This is a genomic window from Limnobaculum eriocheiris (assembly GCF_021010575.1).
Taxonomy (GTDB): Bacteria; Pseudomonadota; Gammaproteobacteria; order Enterobacterales; family Enterobacteriaceae; genus Limnobaculum; species Limnobaculum eriocheiris.
Genome location: NZ_JAJNAG010000015.1, coordinates 1 through 21,592 on the forward strand (window position 1 = coordinate 1; position 21,592 = coordinate 21,592).

Consider the following 21,592-nt stretch of genomic DNA (forward strand, 5'->3'; position numbering starts at 1 on the left):
GGTGGAATGACCGTTTCGGATCACATCACTCGTTTCAGAACAGCGGGGACAAACTACATCAATCTTTGCCATCAATCATCCAAAGGGCGAAGAATACCACAACACTAAATATGCGTCACGACCGTAAATTCGATATAATGTGAAATATTTAACCTTAACATAGCTATTTTCTTTCAAAATTAAGTAATACTTTGTCATAGATGATGGTTTGTTTGTAGGTGGAAATTTTTTAGGGTACTGTTTCATCTGACAACGCATGTATGTAATTTGATAAATAAACTGAAAATTTCATGGGATGTGCAGAGACAAAGTTGCAACTTTGTTCTTTTTTCTGAAAGAATTAATTAAAAGACCATTTTTATGAGTAGACTTTCATAATCTAGGGGGTATTAACATTAAAGTTACGGTTAAGGCTTGAGCCCGATAAATATCGGGCTCAAGTCGTTTAATTTTAGCCTAATAGATTTTGACCATTATAATAGTCGTACTATGAACAATCATTCAAAATACTACATAAAGAATATAGTTTATTATTTTCCAGGTTAACAAAAAAGTCTAACTGTTTCATCGGGTCTCCAATTATTAATGTGTTCTGTGTTGATTCTTTATCAAGAACACCCCCTAGTTGTTGCCTAAAAATTATATGTTCTAGTTTGTTTGTACCAATAATGGATGCTATTTCATTTAATCCAGTCGTTTCGTCACAAACAAAAGAATCATTTGACGCGAATATTATATTTTTATATTCAGATAAAAATTTATGAATTACATCTATGTTTACTTTTTCACCAGTGCATGTATCAATATTTATTGATGCATAATCATTTAGATAACTAGTATTGTAACCAAAAAATGTAATGCCTCTTTTTATTTGTTTATCAGTTTTATTGATAGATGTCCCGGTATTTTTTGAATAAACACCAGAAGAAAATCCAACTAAATTTGATGTATAAATTGGAGATATAAAGTCACTCTGATGTACAGATGTAACCTCATTTTCATTTATTATTTTTTTTATTACACTATTACCTGTGATTATATATAAACAGGTTCCGTCAGATTTTCCATCAACAACATGACACTGTGTTATAAATACTATTTTTTTGTTATTTCTGGCTAAATTAAGAGCGTCTATAGCGAAAGAATCAAAATAAATATCTTTTAATTTATTGTCATCACTAACTGAAGCATATAATGGTAAATTATAAATTTTATTAGCTATTTTGACGGTATTTCCGTCTGATGATATTGAATCAAACAAACTTGGACTATTCCAAAGAGAAGAGGAAAAAGCTATAAAGGGATTTATATTATCGTTTTTAAGATAATATGAAATGAGAGCACTGTTTTCTTTTATAAAAAGATTAGAACCAAATCCCATTTCGTTGTTTTTATTATTGGATAAACCTAATATTGTAGGCCATGTGTCCATTAAAGTACCAACTTTATTTATTTTAATATTATTCATTCCTTTTTTGATGATGATGAAATTATTTCTTCTATCTTTCTCATGGCTATTTAATTGCTCGTCAGCATCATTAGGCATCATCAAATGGTCTGAAACAATAACAATGATGGTATTTTCAAAATAAGGAGATTTAATTATTTTATTAACAAATTCACCAATTAAAATGTCTGAACAATATACTGAACTAAGTATATTATTATTCATTTTTTTTGGTATATACTCCAGACAAGGCTCAAGTACTTTCCCTGACGGTGGATGAGTATTTACTGTAAGCAATGATAAAAGAAATTTTTCATTTTTTTGTGATAATTTTTCGAATTGATTATATGAATGCGCCAGAAGAATATCATCTTCAATACCCCAACCACTGATATTGCTATTATCCGCAAGATTATTTTCTAAAAAATATGATTTATCATGAATCTCATCCCATCCGTGCTGAGATAGAAATTTATCGCCACCAGCAAACTCTTTTTCACTTCCTCTAATAAATATATTTTTATATCCATTTTCATTAAAATACTGAGCAATGCATTTTGCTCCATCTAAAAATGAAGACATATTGTTTGCTGAGTTTCCCTGGGGTAACGATAATGGAATTCCACACTGTGTATTTACCAATCCAGCCATAGTCCACCCCCCACCATCAGACTGAATTATATTAGTAAAATCAATATATGATTCAGCTAACTTACTGATATTCGGAGTGTAATTGAAACCGTTTATATTTCTAAATGTTCTTTCAAGGCTTTCTGCGTATATGAATACATAATTGTATTTATTATTTTCTACTGATGATGTGTGGTAAAACTTAGATGCATAATTATCATCCTTATAAAAAAGATTTGATATAGAATTATATAAATTAGTTAGAGGTTTAGAATATATTAGTGTTAAAATTAAGATAATTAAAAATAATAAATCAACCGATTTCCTTTTTTTTACCAATCGATTTTTCACTATAATAGATATAGTGAAAATAGTTATTATTAAAAATAAGAAAAGAATGGATGCTATTATTTTCCAGAAGATATCATCAATAGAAGAACCTTTAATTGTATTGAGTAAATGATAATAAATAGCATCAGTAATTCCTCGGCCTGTGAACATATTACAGACAAACCAGAAACCAAATAATAAAATAATAATAGACGATAATATTGTCTTTGTAAAAAGAAATTGCCTTGATGAATATGTTAGAAGAATTAAAAGGAAAATAATAATAAACATAGCATTTGTTCAAATTATTAATTAATGGATATGCATTATAACACACATCCATTTTTTTACTATCATTTCAGTTGGTTAGAATTAAGATTTTTAAAATTAAATAATATTATCAATGCATTATGAGTGTTGGGTTTTATCGCATGTACTTCATGATATTGGTATGACTTATTTATGCTGATACATTTGTGTTGAGGATTAAAAAATGCAATTTTTTGAGTGGTAGTTGTCAAAATGATACTTAATAAATATATTTTTTCATATCCTTATTTTTTGATAATGTATAGTGTTAGTTTAATGGAGTGTTATCTTATTCGCAATATTAGTATAAATTAATTAGAGTTATTTATAAGTCGTCATTAGAGCGAATTTGTTTTTATAATCACATTTTACTTTTAATTACTTCTGACTGAATGAGAACATGCTACTTTGGCAATATAGCTTGAATTCTCATTGTAAGATACTATTTGCATGCCGTCATTCAAAGCACAAAACGATTGTTAGAATGCAACTGGTTATGTATAACATACTATAATTACTTGTTATTTAAATTTTTTTGGTTGATGGCTTCAAGTGTTTTTTATTCTTAACGGACTTTTCCCAATTGTGGATATTTAAACTTTACCCAAATTGACAGTAAATACGATAAAGGTGTCAGTGAAGAAATGATTATTTTTCGTATTTAACCGGTTGGGGTTTTGCATCTGATTGCTAAGAAGCATAGACTCAATTGATAAATTAATTGTGCAACATCCTCTTTCTTATATAGGTTTTTTATGACGCAGAAACCACAAGCTAAGTACCGTCAGGATTACCGTAAGCCTGATTTCACTATTACTGATATCGATTTATCCTTTGATTTAGCAGCAGAAACCACTCAGGTAACGGCCATCAGCCAGGTTCAACGTTTGGGTGATAAAGGCGCTTCACTGGTATTAGATGGCGAAAATCTGACGTTGATTTCCATCAGCGTTAATGATGCTCCCTGGACCCATTATCAACAGCAGGAAGGCAAACTGGTATTAGAACAACTGCCGGATAGCTTCACCTTGAAGATCGTTAATGAGATCCATCCAGCAGTCAATAGTGCTCTGGAAGGGTTATACCTTTCCGGCGAGGCGTTATGTACTCAGTGTGAGGCTGAAGGTTTCCGCCATATTACCTATTATCTGGATCGTCCGGATGTTCTGGCCCGTTTCACCACGCGTATTGTGGCGGATAAGCAGGCTTATCCTTATTTGTTGTCGAATGGTAACCGTATTGCTCAGGGTGATTTGGAAGATGGGCGTCACTGGGTGCAGTGGCAGGACCCTTTCCCTAAGCCTTGCTATTTGTTTGCACTGGTTGCCGGTGATTTTGATGTATTAAGAGATACTTTTGTTACTTGTTCTGGCAGAAGCGTTGCGCTGGAGCTGTTTGTCGATCGTGGAAATCTCGATCGTGCTGACTGGGCAATGACTTCGCTGAAGAATGCCATGAAGTGGGATGAGCAACGCTTTGGGCTGGAATATGACTTAGACATCTATATGATTGTCGCCGTTGATTTCTTCAATATGGGTGCGATGGAAAACAAAGGGTTAAACGTATTTAACTCCAAGTATGTATTGGCCAAGGCAGAAACCGCCACCGATAAAGATTATCTGAATATTGAAGCGGTTATCGGTCATGAATATTTTCATAACTGGACGGGAAACCGGGTTACCTGTCGGGATTGGTTCCAGCTTAGTTTGAAAGAGGGGTTAACCGTTTTCCGCGATCAGGAGTTTAGTTCCGATCTGGGTTCCCGCGCTGTTAATCGTATTGATTCAGTACGCGTTATGCGCGGAGCACAGTTTGCTGAAGATGCCAGCCCAATGGCGCATCCAATTCGTCCTGATAAAGTCATTGAGATGAATAACTTCTATACACTGACGGTGTATGAAAAAGGATCGGAAGTGATCCGCATGATGCATACCTTGTTGGGGGAAGCGAAATTTCAGGCGGGAATGAAGCTCTATTTCCAACGCCATGATGGCAGCGCTGCCACTTGTGATGATTTTGTTCAGGCAATGGAAGATGCATCCGGTATTGATTTAACGCTGTTTCGTCGTTGGTATAGTCAGTCAGGGACGCCACAGCTAACGGTTCGTGACAGCTATGATAGTGAAAAACAGCAATACAGTTTAACCGTTAGTCAACTTACGCCACCAACACAGGATCAGGCGGAGAAATTACCGTTACATATTCCATTGAGTATTGAATTGTATGCCGAGAGCGGCGAAGTTATTCCGCTATATTCTGCAGGACAACCGGTAAATTCGGTGCTGAATATTACTCAGGCCGGGCAAACTCTGGTGTTTGAGCGAGTACCACAGCAGCCAATTGTTTCTCTATTAAGAGAGTTTTCTGCACCGGTTAAGTTGGATTACCCTTATACAGATAAACAACTGGCATTTTTAATGCAGCATTCCACCAATGATTTTTCCCGTTGGGATGCAGCGCAAATGCTGTTAGCGAAATATATTAAAGAGAATGCCGCCCGATTACAGCAAGGTGGGGCGTTTGAATTACCTCTGCATGTTATTGATGCTTTCCGCGCTGTTTTATTAAGCGATCGGTTAGATCCTGCATTAGCAGCCCTGATATTGAGCCTGCCATCAGAAAATGAGATGTCAGAACTTTTTGATATTATCGATCCTGATGCAATTCATCAGGTGAGAGGGAAATTAGTTAACTGTTTTGCCCAGGAGATGCAGGATGAGTGGCTGGCAGTTTATTTAGCTAACAAAACGAATGAATATCGCATTGAACATGGTGATATTGCCAAACGGGCATTAAGTAATACCTGTCTGGGTTATTTAGCCTTTACCGAAACTGAATTTGCCAATAATCTGATTAGCCAACAGTACCATCAGGCTAATAATATGACCGACGCTTTAGCCGCATTATCTGCCGCAGTGGCAGCACAATTACCCTGTCGAGATAAATTAATGCAGGAATTCGATGCGCGTTGGCATCAGGATGGTCTGGTGATGGATAAATGGTTTATATTGCAGGCCAGCAGTCCGGATAAGGCGGTACTTAACAACATTAAAGCATTATTAAACCACCGTTCATTCAGTATGAATAATCCAAATAGGATCCGTTCATTAATTGGTGCTTTTGCTTCCACGAATCCATCAACATTCCATGCAAAAGATGGCAGTGGTTATGCGTTTTTAACTGAAATTCTGACCGAACTTAATCAGAAGAACCCACAGGTTGCTTCACGTTTGATTGAGCCATTAATTCGTCTCGGTCGTTACGATCAAAATCGTCAGGTACTAATGCGTAATGCGTTGGAGCAATTGACGAAACTGGATAACCTCTCCGGTGATTTATTTGAGAAGATCAGTAAAACGCTAAATGGTGAGTGATGGGTGAGTGATCCATTTTACTTTGAAAAGCCAGCGGTGATGCTGGCTTTTTGATGCGTGCTATTGTGCACAAATACTCGATTTCCTGTAATTGATCATTTCTTTTAGCAGGCCAATGCTGAATAATATGTCTCCGGTCGATAGCCCGGACTAAAAACCAATCCCATCGGGCTGTGTGAGTTGTCATTTTGGGCAGGTTTTTAAGGAGGAGTATGTTTTACCCTTTCATCAGAAAAGCATTGTTTCAGCTTGATCCCGAGCAGGCACATGAATTTACCTTTCGCTTACTTCACCGTGTTAATGGTACGCCATTACAATGTCTTATTCGTCAATCTGTTCCCAATAAGCCCGTGAGTTGCATGGGGCTTAATTTTAAAAACCCATTAGGATTAGCCGCCGGTCTGGATAAAGATGGCGAATGTATTGATGCTTTAGGATCCATGGGGTTTGGATCAATTGAAGTTGGTACCGTTACGCCAAAGCCTCAGTCTGGTAATGAGAAGCCAAGGCTATATCGGATCGTGGCAGCTGAAGGATTGATCAACCGAATGGGGTTTAATAATCTTGGCGTTGATAATCTGGTAGAGAATATAAAAAAAACACGCTTTGATGGAATTATCGGTGTAAATATAGGTAAGAATAAAGTCACTCCGGTAGAGCAGGGTAAAGATGACTATTTGATTTGTATGGATAAAGTATATCCTTATGCCGGTTATATTGCGGTAAATATATCATCTCCAAATACGCCGGGATTGAGAACATTACAATATGGTGAGGCGTTGGATGATCTATTAGCTGCAATTAAAAACAGGCAACTTGAATTAGAAAAACGTCATGCTAAATATGTTCCCATTGCCGTTAAGATCGCCCCGGATCTTTCTGAAGAGGAATTGATCCAGGTAGCCGATAGCTTAATTCGTCACAATATTGATGGTGTTATTGCAACGAATAGCACACTGGATCGGAAATTAGTCAATGGGCTAATTAACAGCGGACAGTCTGGTGGATTAAGTGGCCGACCTTTACAGCTTCGCAGTACTGAAATCATTCGTCGTTTATCCACAGAACTTAAAGGGAAACTGCCTATTATTGGAGTAGGTGGAATAGATTCATTAACCTCTGCCAGAGAGAAGCTGGATGCAGGATCTTCATTAATTCAAATATATTCCGGCTTTATTTTTAAAGGACCGGGTCTGGTGAAAGAAATTCTCACACATATTTAATTTTATTTCTTATTAATTGATCACCGGGGGTTTATTTTTCCTCCCGGTTGTTCTATATTTTAAACGTTTGTAATTGCGTTTATATTGTTAGTCATAATTATCAGAATCTTTATCCGGTTAATTAGATAATATTGGAGGTTATCTGGGATGAAGATTAAATTAAATAAGCTTCATAGTTTAAGGAAAGTGTAATGAGGATTAAGCCAGATGATAACTGGTGCTGGTATTTTGACGATGAACACGATCGGTTAATGTTAGATTTATCTAATGATATGATTTTCCGCTCTCGGTTCCCGGCCAAAATGTTGACGCCTGATGCGTTTACCAAATCCGCATTTTGTGTTGATGATGCCGCGCTATTTTTTGAATTAGAAGAACGCTGCCGTTGCTTACCTTTAACTAATGACCAGCGTGCAGAACTGAATTTAAATGCGCTGACGGCCTATCGTTTTTTAAAGCCGCTGATGCCTAAGAGTTGGTATTTCGTGCAGCAGAAGGTGGAGTTACAGCCCCAGAATAACGAAATAGTTGCTGTTACTCTGATTGATAGCGGCGAGACAGTGCTATTACTGGTAGTAGATGCAGGAGAGAACGCCAGCCTGTGTCTGGTGGCCCAGCCTTATCTGACGCTCTCAGGTAAAGCTCTGCAACTGGGCGATGCAATTAAAGTGATGCACGACAGAATGAGTGCCGTAAACATCGTCAGTCAGGATTCTTCCCCGGATTATCTACTCGCTCAAGCAGTATAACCAAACTAGCTTAACTTATTTATTAAGCTAGTTTGATATTGCCTTTTGGTATACAACTACAGGCAAGCACTGAACCATCTCTTTTTATTGCTCCTTTTCTCATGGCGTTGACCTCTCCGGTTTCCAGTTTGATTCTGCAACATCCACATATTCCAGCCCGACAAGAGTAGGGAATCTGAATACCGTTTTGTTCCAATTGCTCCAGCAATACCTGCTGATTATTGCCAATAAAGGTGTGCTCTTTGTAGCCAATTACTACGTCTTTCGCTTCCACTTGTTCCGGTTCAAGCATTTCAACCGGCTCTTTGGATTTATAGACTCTGGCTGGGTGGGTAGCCAGTACTTCAATAGCGTCTCCTAAACGAATGACGCCATGATTGCGGGCAATCATATTCTGGCCAAAATCCACATCGCCATTTTTTGCGGTTCTGAACTGTTGAAGAGTACGTAAAGGTTCTCCCTGTGGATGTTTACGCCCATTTTCGGTATTTACAGTGGTTAAAACACAGCGGCTACAGGGCTTAACAAGATCAAAAATAACCTCACCAATACGAATTGTTTGCCAGCCGTCTTCGGCAAAAGGAGCGGCATCACGAATAATCAGATTAGGGCGGAACTGTTCAATCAGGATATTGCCAGGGCAGCGCGACTGTAGAGCCTGAAATGAAGTCTCATTGATCAGTAAGTATGGAAAACCATCGGCAAAAGAGAGGGGAACTTCAGGGCGATTTTTGACCCGACGAGTAAGTTCCGGACCAACCCAGCGAAGCTGTACCTCTTTGTTTAAATAGCCGCTTAACCACTGATTAATACTGTCCGGGGCAATATGGGCAGTAAAATGGTTACCCCATACTTCAGTTGGGGAAAGCGTTTGAGAGAAATCGTTAAAGGCTACCATCTTACTTTGCCCGTCAGGCGCAGTAATTGATACGCCGTTAATCAGCAGTGCCGGAATAAAACGCACTAACTGTGGATATTGTCGGGCGGTAACGAATGTTCCATTCGGATCGGTCACCATAAAAATACGGTCGAACGCCAGACCGCTTTCACCAACCTGAGCATGAGAAAGCTCCAGACCTCTCATCGATTTAACCGGATGAACATATAAACGGGAAAGAGTAACCACTTAACAACTCCATTGATAGCTGGTGAAGCTCACCGACGTCAGGGGCTAACGATATGATATGGCAGCATAAATATTTATGTAACCTGAAGAGTATCGATACTGAACCGCGGTGATTCGAGATTTCATGAATTAATAGGGGGTAACTTTATGACAAAGTGCATGGATTGGCTATAATGCACCACTATTTTTATTATGCGGTGTAACCTTATGATCTCTCTGTTTGCCAGTACGGCGCGTGGGCTGGAAGAATTATTAAAAACTGAGCTGGAAGCGCTGGGGGCAAGTGCCTGTAAAGTGGTGCAGGGCGGTGTGCATTTTGAAGGTGACGAACGCCTGATGTATACCAGTTTGCTATGGAGTCGATTAGCTTCGCGCATACTGTTGCCGTTAAGCGAGTTCCGCGTCTATAGCGATATGGATCTGTATCTTGGTATTAATGCGATCAACTGGCCTTCTCTGTTTGGGGTTGATAAAACCTTCGCCGTCAATTTTACCGGCACCAATGAAGAAATCCGCAATAGTCAGTATGGCGCCCTGAAAGTGAAAGATGCCATCGTTGATAGCTTTACGCGTAAAGTTCAACAACGTCCGGATGTGGCGAAAGTTCAGCCTGATATTCGTATCAATGTCTATTTACAAAAAGATCGTGCCAATGTTGCCATTGATTTAAGTGGAGATGGTTTACATCAGCGTGGGTATCGCGATATGGCCGGTCAGGCGCCGTTAAAAGAGAATCTGGCGGCGGCGATTGTAATGCGTTCCGGCTGGCAGCCTGAAACGCCAATGGTTGATCCCATGTGCGGCTCCGGTACTTTATTGATTGAAGCGGCTATGGTGGCGGCGGATATTGCACCGGGTTTGCGTCGTGATTACTGGGGTTTTAATCAATGGCTTGGGCATAATGCGGAGCTATGGCGCGAATTGCTGGCAGAAGCACAGGTCAGGGCTAGTCGTGGTATCAATAAAACCCAATCACGTTTTTATGGTTATGACCACGATCGTCGGGTTATTGAGATTGCTAAAAACAATGCCCGTCGTGCGGGGGTTGCCAGCCTGATTCAATTTGAAACTCAGGAATTAACACGTTTAACCAATCCGTTACCAGTAGAGCAAAAAGGAACGGCACTCAGTAACCCGCCATATGGTGAGCGTCTGGATAGTGAACCGGCACTGATCGCTTTACATAGTGCATTGGGGCAAATAATGAAGCGTGATTTTGGTGGCTGGAATCTCTCTTTATTCAGCGCATCGCCAGAATTACTAAGCTGCCTGCAACTGCGGGCCGGGCGTCAGTTTAAAGCTAAAAATGGCCCTCTGGACTGCGTACAGAAAAACTACTCTTTGGCTGAAAACAGCGAGAGAAGCTCATCGCAGGGTAATCACCCTACAGGAATGGATGGCGAGAAAAGTGGTGAGTCGTCAGTACAAATTGCAGCAGATTTTGCCAATCGACTGCGAAAGAATGTGAAAAAGCTGGAGAAGTGGGCAAAGCAGGAAGGTATCGAATGTTATCGTCTTTATGATGCCGATTTACCCGAATATAACCTGGCGCTCGATCGCTATGGCAGCAAATATGTTTTGCAGGAGTACGCTCCGCCAAAAACGGTAGACCCGCAAAAGGCGCGTCAGCGGCTGTTTGATGCGATTAATGCTACATTGGCAGTTCTTGAGCTACCGGCCAGTGCACTGATTTTAAAAGTTAGGGAGCGACAGAAAGGCAAAAGCCAGTATGAAAAGCTGGCGCAGAAAGGTGATTTTTTCCTGGTCAATGAGTTTGGTGCCAAACTGTGGGTTAACCTGACTGACTATTTGGATACCGGCCTGTTTCTTGACCATCGCATTGCGCGCCGTATGTTGGGGCAGATGAGTCGCGGTAAAGACTTTCTTAATCTGTTTGCCTATACCGGTTCCGCCAGTGTACATGCTGGAATTGGTGGCGCACGAACCACTACCACGGTTGATATGTCCCGTACTTATCTGGAATGGGCAGAGCGTAACCTACGGGCTAACGATCTGGTCGGTCGGCAACATCGGTTAATTCAGGCGGATTGTCTGGGTTGGATGCATGAAACTCATGAACAGTTTGATGTGATCTTTATCGATCCACCGACTTTCTCTAACTCTAAGCGTATGGAAAACAGTTTTGATGTACAGCGCGACCATCTGGCTCTAATGGCTGATTTAAAGAGAATGTTGCGTCCTGGCGGTATCATCATGTTCTCCAATAATAAACGTGGCTTTAAGATGGATCTGGATGGTTTAGCTAAACTGAGGCTGAGTGCACAAGAGATCTCCGAAAAAACGCTGTCTGTCGATTTTGCCCGTAACCGACAAATTCATAATTGCTGGCTGGTTTCCCATGCCGGTGAGGAAAAGTAACAGATGTCTTTAATTAATATGTCAGGTGCGTGGCTGTCATTCAGCGATGCACCACTGCTGGATAATACTGAACTGCACATTGAACCCGGCGAACGCGTCTGTCTGGTTGGGCGTAACGGAGCGGGTAAATCAACGCTATTAAAAATTCTGAATCGCGAAGTGCCGCTGGACGATGGGCAACTGGTATTTGAGCAGGACATTGTAGTGGCTCGTCTGCAACAGGATCCTCCTCGTAATGTGGAAGGTAGCGTATTTGATTTTGTGGCCGAAGGGGTTGAAAAGCAGGCAGAACAGCTGAAAGAGTATCATCACCTGTCTCAACTGGTGGGGCGTGACCCTAGCGAACAAAACCTGAAGAGATTAGCCAGTTTACAAGAGATGCTGGAACATCAGGGTAGCTGGCTGATTGATAGCCATATTCGCTCCGTGTTGGCTAAACTGGAGTTGATAGCTGATGCTCCGCTGTCATCATTATCTGGCGGCTGGTTGCGTAAAGCGGCGCTTGCTCGTGCCTTAGTCTCTTCTCCTGATGTATTACTGCTTGATGAACCCACTAACCACCTGGATATCGAAACGATCTCCTGGCTGGAAGAGTTTTTAAAAGAGTTTAATGGCAGCATTGTTTTTATCTCCCATGACCGTTCATTTATTCGCAGTATGGCAACGCGTATTGTTGATTTAGATCGCGGCAAACTGGTGTCCTGGCCCGGTAACTATGACCTCTATCTGGAAGGAAAAGAAGAGGCGTTGAGAGTTGAAGAGCTGCAAAATGCAGAGTTTGATCGCCGTCTGGCTCAGGAAGAAGTTTGGATCCGTCAAGGGATCAAAGCCCGCCGTACCCGCAATGAAGGGCGCGTTCGGGCGTTGAAAGCCATGCGTAATGAACATGCTGCTCGCCGTAGCACCATGGGAACTGCGAAAATGCAGGTGGAAGAGTCGCTACGTTCCGGAAAAATCATTTTTGAGCTGGAGAATGTCAGCTATAGCGTGGCAGGAAAAACGCTGGTGAAAGATTTTTCAGTTCAGGTACAGCGTGGAGATAAGATTGCGCTGATTGGACCAAATGGTTGCGGTAAGACAACCTTACTGAAGCTGATGCTACAACAGTTACAGCCGGATAGCGGTAAAGTTCGTTGCGGAACTAAGCTGGAAGTTGCTTACTTTGATCAGCACCGTGTCGAGTTGGATCCGGATAAAACCGTTATTGATAATCTGGCAGATGGCAAACAGGAAGTCATGGTTAATGGCCGCTCCCGTCACGTATTGGGTTATCTGCAAGACTTCCTGTTTCACCCTAAACGGGCTATGACACCGGTACGTGCGTTGTCCGGTGGTGAACGTAACCGTCTGTTACTGGCTCGCCTGTTTTTGAAACCCAGTAATTTATTGATCCTCGATGAACCCACCAACGATCTGGATATTGAAACTCTGGAGCTATTGGAAGAGTTATTAAATGACTATAGCGGTACCGTATTGCTGGTAAGCCACGATAGGCAGTTTGTTGATAACTCGGTAACCGATTGCTGGATTTTTGAAGGACAGGGCGTGATTAAACAGTATGTTGGTGGTTATTTTGATGCTCATCAACAACAGGCGAATGCTAAAGAATTACGAACCCCGGTTTCTGCTTCTGCGACAGACGTTAAGTCGGCAGCACAAAAAGTGGAAGAAAAGAAACGTACTAACAATAAACTAAGCTACAACCAACAGCGTGAACTTGAGGCGCTACCAGCTAAAATAGAGCAACTTGAGGCTGAGGTTGCTGAGTTTCAGGCTAAAGTGAGTGATGCTTCATTCTTTAACCAACCCCATGAAGTTACACAAAAAGTACTGATGGATTTGGCCACTAAAGAGCGAGAATTTGAAGAGGCGTTTTTACGTTGGGAAGAGCTTGAATCCCAGAAAAATGGATAACTCAGAATATCAATTTGTGTTAAATGCTGTAAAAACAGTCGATTGACAAATTAAAATAGATTTTTTGATAAACTTTATTAACAGAGAAAATAAATAATATGATAAATATATTATTCTAAATAGCAGTTAATAAAGTGGTTATCGCCCGGTTTGAAGATACGTTTTAATTTGATGGATTATACTTGAGAGTGTTAATGGGAATTCTTTCTGAATGATAAGAGGTGGTAGTTATGTGTACTGATGCGGGTTGTTCCCATGCATCGCTACCACGGGTAAATATCAAACAGACCCATGGGGATGCAATAACAGCAGAAACGGTTAACGATAAACTGGTCTTATGCCCGCAGTGCGACTTGATGGTGAAGTTGCCTGAGATTAAGCAAGGGGATAAGGCGGTTTGTCCTCGTTGTCACACCACGCTAAGTGCTCTTTGGGTGGAGCCGGTGTTACAACCCGTTAGCTGTGCCATTAGTGCTCTTATCATGTTGGTCTTTGCCAATCTGTTTCCGTTCATCAATATGCAAGTTTCAGGTCTTTATAATCAGATTAAGCTGATGGAAATACCTGAAGCAATGATGAGTGACGATTACACCAGTCTGGCAACATTATTTATTATTTTTGTTCAGTTAATTCCGGCATTTTGTATGGTTGCCATCATTCTGCTGTGCCTGGAGGTCAGGTTACCCTATCGGCTGAAAGTGATCATGGGACGGATTATCTATCTCGCCAAAGTTTGGTGCATGGTGGAGATCTTTCTGGTTGGTGTACTGGTCAGTTTCGTGAAATTAATGGCTTACGGCGATATCGGTATTGGTCCGAGTTTTGTTCCCTATTGCCTGTTTTGTTTGCTTCAGGTTCGGGCATTTCAGTGTCTGGATCGTTATTGGCTATGGCAAACTATTCAGCCGGCACCCGAGCTACATCAAACACCCAAAGTTGGCACGCCCGGTTTGGAGCAAGGGTTAAGGTCCTGCCCTTGCTGTATGGCAATTTTACCGATAGATGAGCCTCAGTGCCCGCGTTGTCATACCGTCGGCTATGCCAGACGTCGCAATAGTTTGCAATGGACTCTCGCACTCTTAGTGACATCCATTATGCTGTATATACCCGCCAATATTTTGCCCATCATGGTAACCGAAGTATTGGGAAACCGAATGGCATCCAATATTATTTCTGGCGTCATTATCCTCTGGGAGGATGGCTCTTATCCCGTTTCACTGGTGATATTTATTGCCAGTATTATGGTGCCAACTTTGAAGATATTGGCTATTGGCTGGTTGTGCTATGACGCTTCCGATACCGGAAAAATGGGCAGCAATCTGGACCGGGAGAAGATGCATTATTTATACGAAGTAGTCGAATTTGTTGGCCGATGGTCAATGATAGATGTATTTGTGATAGGAGTACTATCCGCACTGGTTCGTATGGGGCGGCTGATGAGCATCTATCCTGATGTTGGCGCTGTGCTGTTTGCTATGGTGGTTATTCTAACCATGATTGCGGCTATGATGTTTGATCCCCGTCTTTTGTGGGATCGTAAAAAAATGATTAACCAATAAGGAGCCTGATCGTGCAGGACAGTCATCAGGACGTAGCAAAAATTGAAAAAATAAAGCGCTGGTCACCAGTGTGGATTATTCCGATTGTGACGGTACTCATTGGTGCCTGGATCCTTTTTTACCATTTTAGTACTCAGGGTCCTGTTGTTACTCTGATAACTTCCAATGCTGAAGGCATTGAGGCGGGTAAAACGGCAATTAAGAGCCGTAATGTCGGTATTGGTATGGTGGAAAGCGTCACACTGAGTGGCGACCTGAAGCAAGTGGTTATCACTGCCCGTTTGCAAGATGGAATGATTAAATTGCTTAATAAAGGCACTGTTTTTTGGGTAGTAAAACCGCAGATTGGTCGGGAAGGGGTATCGGGTTTAAACACTCTGCTTTCTGGTGCTTATATTGAGCTGCTTCCCGGGCATGATAAGCAGGAGCAGAATAAGTTCACTCTGGAAGAGAATGCGCCTTTGGCTTCGGCAGATACCAAAGGATTGCGCGTTTCATTGGAGAGTAAACAGCCAAGTCGTTTAAATGCAGGCGAACCGGTACTGTTTCGTGGCTTCCGGGTAGGTACAGTAGAAAGCAGTGAGTTCGATCCAAAAGAACGCGTGATGCGTTACAGCCTGTTTATTATGGATGCTTACCGTGGACTAGTGACCAGTAATGTTCGTTTCTGGCAGGATAGCGGCATTGCTTTTGATATGTCATCACAAGGCGTGCGGGTTGAAATGGCTTCGTTAGATACGTTGGTAACGGGCGGTATTAGTTTCGATTTACCTAATGGTTGGGCATTGGGCGATCCGGTTAAAGACAATGAAGAGTTTGAGCTTTATTCCGATCAGAAGAGTATTCAGGAGTCTCTGTATACCCGACATGAAGACTTCTTACTCTATTTTGAAGATTCTATTCGTGGCCTGCAACCGGGTGCACCGGTTGAGTTCAGAGGAATCAGAGTTGGTACTGTTTCAGAGGTGCCGTTCTATATGCCTGAATTGAAGATGACGAATAATAATTACTATGTTCCGGTACTCATTCGTATTGAGCCGGATCGAATTCAAAATCGATTTAGTAAAGACTTTGATATAAAGGCACATCTGTTGTCATCAATAGATTTGAATGGGCTGAGAGCCTCGTTGAAGTCGGGTAACTTGCTAACGGGAGCGCTGTTTGTCGATCTTGATTTCCATAAAGATGTAAAACCGTGGAAAGGGCCAAAAGAAGTTTATGGGCACCCGTTAATACCAACTATCTCGGGTGGTCTGGCTGAAATTCAGAAGCGCTTAATGACGGTACTGGATAAAGTTAATAATATGCCGGTTGAGCCGATGCTGACAGAAATGACCAATACCTTAAAAGAAACACGCAGTATGATGAACAGCCTGAATGCAATATTGTCCAGTAAAGAGGCTAACAATTTACCGAAGGATATGCAAAAGACGCTGACCGAGCTGAACCGTAGCCTTAAGGGGCTTCAGCCAGGTTCAACGGCATACAGTACACTGGTTACTGATATGCAGCGTTTAGATCAGGTTATGCGTGAACTGCAACCGATATTGCAAAAGCTGAATCAGAAGAGTAACGCACTGGTATTTGAAGCGCCAAGTGCTAATGATCCTATGCCAAAAAAGGCCAATAACCAATGATGAAATGGACTATTGCAACCCTTGCATTGTTACTAAGCGCCTGTAGCAGTCAGCCGCAGGTATCTTATTATCAGCTGCCATCAGCAGGTGCGGCTAAAACCAGCTCTGCTGCTATTTCGGTTAACTCTGACAAGCAGTTGTGGATTGAAAATGTTACCGTGGCTGATTTTCTCAGTGGTGCCGGTATTGTTTATCAAACCAGCAATGTCAAATATACCATCGCCAATAATAATCTCTGGGGTAGCGGCCTGGAGCAGCAACTAAAACAGGCATTAACCGATAATTTGAATGCCCAGCTTAATGGCTGGGTGGTTTCTGCACAGCCTATTGGCGGAAGTAATGATACCGATGTTCTGCGAATTACGGTGAGCGGATTCCACGGTCGTTATGACGGCTATGCGGTGGTGAGTGGTTATTGGATATTGCAGCACGGGAATCAAATTATTCGCCGTCCTTTTGATATAGAAACGCCGCTGCAAAAAGATGGCTATGATGAATTGGTTCACGTATTGGCCAATGCCTGGCAGCAAGAGGCTGTACAAATAGCAAAAGCACTAAAAAATTAAATGATAAATCAATGTAGTGAGAATAATATTCGCTTATTGGTTATCAATGTTGTGTAAATCAGGGGTAGTAATGAAATTAAGTCGTACTGTTTTAAGTTCATGTATTTTAGGGGCCTTACTGGTTGTTCCTGTCGCTAATGCCGACACCTGGTCTATTGGTGCTGGTGCCGCGGTTGAAATGTATCCATACAAAGGCGTTGATAATACCGTATTACCCTTACCAATGATTAATTATGAAGGTGAGCGTTTTTATATTCATGCTATTGCTGCAGGTGCCTACGTCTGGAAAGATAGCCAGAATCAACTGTCATTGGATCTCTATTATTTTCCATTACGTTTCCGTGCCAGTGAAAGCGACGATCGTCAGATGAAAAAACTGGACGATCGTGACGCAACAATGATGGGTGGAGCCAGCTATAAGCATACGGCTGACTGGGGTATTATCCGGACATCATTCTCTGCAGATTTACTGGATAAAAGTAATGGTTTGCGTGCTGATGCAGCCTATTTATATCCTTTTGTATTGAACGATTTGAAACTGACTCCGGGAGTTGGTGCGGTTTGGTATAGCAGCAACTTTAATGACTATTACTATGGCGTATCTGGTAAAGAATCTAATCGTAGTGGTCTGGATAAATATGAAGCTGACAGCAGTTTGTCACCTTATGCTGAATTGACCGCGACCTATAAGATCAATAATAGCTGGAACACTTATGCGACCGGTCGTTATACACGTCTGACTAGTGAAGTGAAAGATAGTCCAATGGTTGATAAATCGTATTCAGCCATTGTTGCCGCAGGTGTGACTTACACGTTTTAATCTGGGGTAGTGGAAAGATTTTGCCTGAAATATCGGTTACTTCGATTCGTTTTTGTGGCAGCGAATAGTCATCGACAGATACTGTGGTTTATCGCTGTGTACTTCAACAGGCTGGCTGGCAATGGCAGTTTCAACGCAGACCATAGTTTTATAACCATCGTTCTCCATATCTTTCATTCCGCTGGCCCCTTCAGCTGCCGGGTTCCAGGTTACAACATCACTGGCGTTACGATGGTGAACTTCAATACTGCGACCAAAAACCGGATCCTGAATCAAACTAAATGCTTCTGGTTGGCTATAAACGCGATCCACTGGACCTGCGAAAGTCAGCGCTTTGTCGCTGGTATCATGTTCACTACCGGTTATGGTATCAAGATAGTGAGAGCCTAAGCCGGATATACTGATTTGAGAGATATCGGCAATATTGAAGTAGGTATGAAGCGCAGAGGTAATGGCGTAATCACCATGAGATTCCAGCTCAATTTCACAGGTAATACCCAGCTTAATTCGCGCAATCAGGCAGAAGGAGTGAGGCCATATCTGGCGGGTCTGCTCATTGTCTTCCAGAGAGAAGGTGAGCCAAACTGACTCTTCATTTGCATCATGTGCGGTTAATTTCCACAGCTCATTTCTGGCAAAACCATGGGCAGGGGAAGCAACTTTACCAAACCAGGGCCAACAAACAGGGATACCACCGCGAATTGCAATGCCTTGTTTAAAGTAGCTGGCTTTGCTTAACCAGATTACGGGTTCTTCGCCGTTAGGCTGCCATGATAATAGGTGGGCCCCCTGTAGCGCGATAGCACCTCTGGCTTTAGGGTGATTAACCACAATAATGGCTAATTCATCTTTTTTGCGTAGGGTTAAATAGGGAGTTAATTGTTGTTCTATTGGTAATGAAAAGAGAAAGTCTGACATAGCGTTGCCCTTCTAATCATAGCTACTTGCAACCTGATGGTGTCAATAAAAAGGGCAGCGAAATCGCTGCCCTCTGAATCAGAGTGATTGATGTCTCTTATTTAGAAACGTGAGCAATCAGGTCTAATACTTTGTTTGAATAACCGATTTCGTTATCGTACCAGGCAACAACTTTCACGAAGTGGTCGTTCAGAGAGATACCTGCTTTGGCATCAAACACAGAAGTGCATTTTTCGCCCAGGAAATCAGTAGAAACTACGTCATCTTCGGTGTAACCCAGAATGCCTTTCAGAGCGCCTTCAGAAGCCGCTTTCATTGCTGCACAGATATCTTTGTAAGAAGCCGCTTTGTCTAAACGTGCAGTTAAGTCAACTACAGACACATCCGGAGTTGGAACACGGAAAGACATACCGGTTAACTTACCGTTCAGTGAAGGAATAACTTTACCTACTGCTTTAGCTGCACCGGTAGAAGAAGGGATGATGTTCTGAGCTGCACCGCGGCCGCCGCGCCAGTCTTTATGAGACGGGCCATCAACAGTTTTCTGAGTTGCAGTGGTTGCGTGAACGGTAGTCATCAGCGCTTCAACAATGCCAAACTTGTCGTGCAGAACTTTAGCAACAGGAGCCAGACAGTTAGTCGTACAAGATGCGTTAGAAACGATGTCCTGACCAGCATAGGTAGAATCGTTTACGCCCATAACGAACATAGGAGTATCGTCTTTAGATGGGCCAGTTAACACAACTTTTTTAGCGCCAGCGGTGATGTGCTTACGAGCGGTAGCATCATCCAGGAACAGGCCAGTTGCTTCAGCAACAACATCAACGCCAACTTCGTTCCATTTCAGGTTTGCTGGATCTCTTTCCGCAGTTACACGGATTTTCTTACCATTAACGATTAACTGACCGTCTTTCACTTCAACGGTGCCTTTGAAACGACCGTGTGTAGAATCATACTTCAGCATGTAAGCCATGTATTCAGCGTCGAGCAAGTCGTTGATTGCAACGATTTCAATGTCAGTGCGCTCTTGTGCAGCACGGAATACGAAGCGACCGATACGGCCAAAACCGTTAATACCTACTTTGATAGTCATATTGTTCCACCAGCTTGTTTGTTAGTGAATGAAGTGAATTTAAAACCTGCCAGTAAAATTACAAAAACCTTGCAAAACGTCAAGCGGAATCGTGTCAATCATTGTCAGCAATCACAAAAAAAAGTCTGAATACAAGTGAGGAACGGACGCAGTTTTGCTGGTTTTTTGTGCTTTTCAGGCGGTCTATCGGGTGCCGATTTTCCAATTATAACTCCATTCGATACGAATTGGGTAATTATTGCTGTTTTGCTTCCGGAAATGACCGTTTTAGTGATAAATCACCTGCCTGTTTGTTAGTTTATTGTTATAATTGAAGGTCTGAAAGCTATTTTTCTCATAACGGATTTTTTAGGTGTGAAGATGAGTAACCTATTGAATAGTAAAATCAAAAAATTATCAGATATTCAACGCTATGTCACACAGGAGCGGGGAACTGAAGCCCCGTTTACCGGGCATCTTTTACATAATAAACAGGCAGGAATTTACCACTGCATATGCTGTGATTCTCCACTGTTTTACTCCGATACTAAATTTGATTCCGGTTGTGGGTGGCCGAGTTTTTTTGAAGCCATTAGCCCGGGTGCTGTTCGCTATCTTGATGATTACTCGAATAATATGCACCGCGTTGAGATTCGTTGTAATCACTGTGATGCACACTTAGGGCATGTTTTTTCGGATGGTCCGCCGCCTACCGGAAAGCGATATTGTATCAATTCAGCGTCAATGATTTTTGTGGATGAACAGAGTGGAGAGAAGAGCCCCGGTTAAATTGTATCCGGACATTAACAAAATCGATTCAGCTTAATATTTACACAAAAAGATGAGCCAAATGATAAAAGTGATGAGAAGCGTGGGTTATTTTTTTGCGCTTCTCAATCTGTTATTTATATATCATTGAGTTGAATGATTCTGGCACCTTTTGTTGCCATTTCATGTAAAGCTTTCTCACTATCATTAGTAGCTAAATTGACGCCGCGACATCCATCTGCAATAACTTCTGCCTGATAACCGAGTTCCAGCGCATCCAGAACGGTAAATTTTACGCAATAGTCGGTTGCTAACCCAAGTATCACTAGATGCTGAATGTTTTCACTGTTCAGCCATTGATTCAGCTCTGTTGCCGAGCGCTTGCCATTATCAAAAAAAGCGCTGTAACTATCGATTTCCGCATCTTGTCCCTTATAAATCCGTTTACTGATGTATTGCTGTTCCAACTGAGGATGCAGTGATGCACCCGGAGTATGTTGCACGCAATGTATTGGCCACCAGACCTGCGTTAACCCGTTTAGTGTTCCAACTTCACCGGGTTGAGTACCTGAGTTAATAGCGAAACTTTTATGATTTGCCGGATGCCAGTCCAGCGTTGCAATAATTGGCCAGTCACGTTGATGAAATATAGACATGGCCTGATTGGCAATATCAATAACGGCATCCCCATCCTGAACGGCAAGGGCGCCATTCAGGCAGAAATCGTTTTGCAGATCGACCAGAAGCAAAGCCTTCTTCATGGTAACTCCC

The 21,592-nt window shown here is 41.8% G+C and carries 16 protein-coding genes; 10 read left to right on the forward strand and 6 right to left on the reverse strand.

Features of this window, described 5'->3' with window-relative positions:
* Positions 1-72, reverse strand: a 72-nt coding sequence (locus tag LPW36_RS08500) for an IS1 family transposase (protein WP_338085959.1), incomplete at its 3' end; no start/stop codon positions are given.
* A 415-nt stretch (positions 73-487) separates the two neighbouring features.
* Positions 488-2,698, reverse strand: coding sequence for a phosphoglycerol transferase I (locus LPW36_RS08505; protein WP_230609210.1), 2,211 nt, complete (start codon positions 2,696-2,698; stop codon positions 488-490).
* A gap of 773 nt (positions 2,699-3,471) precedes the next feature.
* Between LPW36_RS08505 and pepN the strand changes: the two genes are divergently transcribed.
* From pepN to LPW36_RS08520, 3 genes are all read left to right on the forward strand, one after another.
* Positions 3,472-6,090 carry an aminopeptidase N gene (gene pepN, locus LPW36_RS08510; RefSeq protein WP_230609213.1) on the forward strand — a complete coding sequence of 873 codons (2,619 nt, stop codon included), beginning with the start codon at positions 3,472-3,474 and terminating at the stop codon, positions 6,088-6,090.
* Positions 6,091-6,302: 212 nt separating this feature from the next.
* Positions 6,303-7,313, forward strand: coding sequence for a quinone-dependent dihydroorotate dehydrogenase (pyrD, locus tag LPW36_RS08515; RefSeq protein ID WP_230609215.1), 1,011 nt, complete (start codon positions 6,303-6,305; stop codon positions 7,311-7,313).
* A 191-nt stretch (positions 7,314-7,504) separates the two neighbouring features.
* Positions 7,505-8,062, forward strand: a complete 558-nt coding sequence (locus tag LPW36_RS08520) for a cell division protein ZapC (protein WP_230609217.1) — start codon at positions 7,505-7,507, stop codon at positions 8,060-8,062.
* 22 nt (positions 8,063-8,084) lie between these two features.
* Here the strand turns inward: LPW36_RS08520 and LPW36_RS08525 are convergent, their stop codons facing one another.
* Positions 8,085-9,188 (reverse strand): YcbX family protein, encoded by a 1,104-nt coding sequence (locus LPW36_RS08525; protein WP_230609219.1) that lies wholly within the window; start codon positions 9,186-9,188, stop codon positions 8,085-8,087.
* Positions 9,189-9,395: 207 nt separating this feature from the next.
* Here LPW36_RS08525 and rlmKL point away from each other — a divergent pair, with 207 nt between their 5' ends.
* From rlmKL to LPW36_RS08555, 6 genes are all read left to right on the forward strand, one after another.
* Entirely contained in the window at positions 9,396-11,567 is a 2,172-nt protein-coding gene (gene rlmKL, locus LPW36_RS08530; RefSeq protein ID WP_230609221.1) for a bifunctional 23S rRNA (guanine(2069)-N(7))-methyltransferase RlmK/23S rRNA (guanine(2445)-N(2))-methyltransferase RlmL, read from the forward strand.
* 3 nt (positions 11,568-11,570) lie between these two features.
* On the forward strand, positions 11,571-13,481 hold the full coding sequence (locus tag LPW36_RS08535) for an ABC transporter ATP-binding protein (protein ID WP_230609223.1): 1,911 nt from the start codon (positions 11,571-11,573) through the stop codon (positions 13,479-13,481).
* Between the two features lie 230 nt (positions 13,482-13,711).
* Positions 13,712-15,040: a membrane integrity-associated transporter subunit PqiA gene (gene pqiA / locus LPW36_RS08540; RefSeq protein ID WP_268991589.1), complete on the forward strand. Its 1,329-nt coding sequence runs from the start codon at positions 13,712-13,714 to the stop codon at positions 15,038-15,040.
* Between the two features lie 11 nt (positions 15,041-15,051).
* Positions 15,052-16,677 carry an intermembrane transport protein PqiB gene (gene pqiB, locus LPW36_RS08545; protein WP_230609225.1) on the forward strand — a complete coding sequence of 542 codons (1,626 nt, stop codon included), beginning with the start codon at positions 15,052-15,054 and terminating at the stop codon, positions 16,675-16,677.
* Positions 16,674-17,243 (forward strand): membrane integrity-associated transporter subunit PqiC, encoded by a 570-nt coding sequence (gene pqiC, locus LPW36_RS08550; RefSeq protein ID WP_230609228.1) that lies wholly within the window; start codon positions 16,674-16,676, stop codon positions 17,241-17,243. Before pqiB ends, pqiC begins: the two co-directional genes overlap by 4 nt.
* A 70-nt stretch (positions 17,244-17,313) precedes the next feature.
* On the forward strand, positions 17,314-18,063 hold the full coding sequence (locus LPW36_RS08555) for a MipA/OmpV family protein (protein ID WP_230609230.1): 750 nt from the start codon (positions 17,314-17,316) through the stop codon (positions 18,061-18,063).
* A 36-nt stretch (positions 18,064-18,099) separates the two neighbouring features.
* On the opposite strand, the gene LPW36_RS08560 is transcribed toward LPW36_RS08555, so the two are convergent.
* Positions 18,100-18,981: a D-hexose-6-phosphate mutarotase gene (locus tag LPW36_RS08560; protein WP_230609233.1), complete on the reverse strand. Its 882-nt coding sequence runs from the start codon at positions 18,979-18,981 to the stop codon at positions 18,100-18,102.
* Between the two features lie 97 nt (positions 18,982-19,078).
* A complete protein-coding gene (gene gapA, locus LPW36_RS08565; protein WP_230609235.1) occupies positions 19,079-20,074 on the reverse strand; it encodes a glyceraldehyde-3-phosphate dehydrogenase in 996 nt (331 codons plus the stop codon).
* A gap of 360 nt (positions 20,075-20,434) precedes the next feature.
* Between gapA and msrB the strand changes: the two genes are divergently transcribed.
* Complete coding sequence (gene msrB / locus LPW36_RS08570) at positions 20,435-20,842, forward strand: peptide-methionine (R)-S-oxide reductase MsrB (RefSeq protein WP_230609238.1); 408 nt, start codon at positions 20,435-20,437, stop codon at positions 20,840-20,842.
* A gap of 116 nt (positions 20,843-20,958) precedes the next feature.
* Here msrB and pncA read toward each other — a convergent pair whose 3' ends face one another.
* Entirely contained in the window at positions 20,959-21,582 is a 624-nt protein-coding gene (gene pncA, locus LPW36_RS08575) for a bifunctional nicotinamidase/pyrazinamidase (RefSeq protein WP_230609240.1), read from the reverse strand.
* Positions 21,583-21,592 lie beyond the last annotated feature (10 nt).

Bases quoted from the DNA above. Each gene is read 5' to 3' on its own strand.
- LPW36_RS08505 (WP_230609210.1), bottom strand. From the start codon at position 2,698: ATGTTTATTATTATTTTCCTTTTAATTCTTCTAACATATTCATCAAGG.
- pepN (WP_230609213.1), top strand. From the start codon at position 3,472: ATGACGCAGAAACCACAAGCTAAGTACCGTCAGGATTACCGTAAGCCT.
- pyrD (WP_230609215.1), top strand. From the start codon at position 6,303: ATGTTTTACCCTTTCATCAGAAAAGCATTGTTTCAGCTTGATCCCGAG.
- LPW36_RS08520 (WP_230609217.1), top strand. From the start codon at position 7,505: ATGAGGATTAAGCCAGATGATAACTGGTGCTGGTATTTTGACGATGAA.
- rlmKL (WP_230609221.1), top strand. From the start codon at position 9,396: ATGATCTCTCTGTTTGCCAGTACGGCGCGTGGGCTGGAAGAATTATTA.
- LPW36_RS08535 (WP_230609223.1), top strand. From the start codon at position 11,571: ATGTCTTTAATTAATATGTCAGGTGCGTGGCTGTCATTCAGCGATGCA.
- pqiA (WP_268991589.1), top strand. From the start codon at position 13,712: ATGTGTACTGATGCGGGTTGTTCCCATGCATCGCTACCACGGGTAAAT.
- pqiC (WP_230609228.1), top strand. From the start codon at position 16,674: ATGATGAAATGGACTATTGCAACCCTTGCATTGTTACTAAGCGCCTGT.
- LPW36_RS08555 (WP_230609230.1), top strand. From the start codon at position 17,314: ATGAAATTAAGTCGTACTGTTTTAAGTTCATGTATTTTAGGGGCCTTA.
- LPW36_RS08560 (WP_230609233.1), bottom strand. From the start codon at position 18,981: ATGTCAGACTTTCTCTTTTCATTACCAATAGAACAACAATTAACTCCC.
- gapA (WP_230609235.1), bottom strand. From the start codon at position 20,074: ATGACTATCAAAGTAGGTATTAACGGTTTTGGCCGTATCGGTCGCTTC.
- msrB (WP_230609238.1), top strand. From the start codon at position 20,435: ATGAGTAACCTATTGAATAGTAAAATCAAAAAATTATCAGATATTCAA.
- pncA (WP_230609240.1), bottom strand. From the start codon at position 21,582: ATGAAGAAGGCTTTGCTTCTGGTCGATCTGCAAAACGATTTCTGCCTG.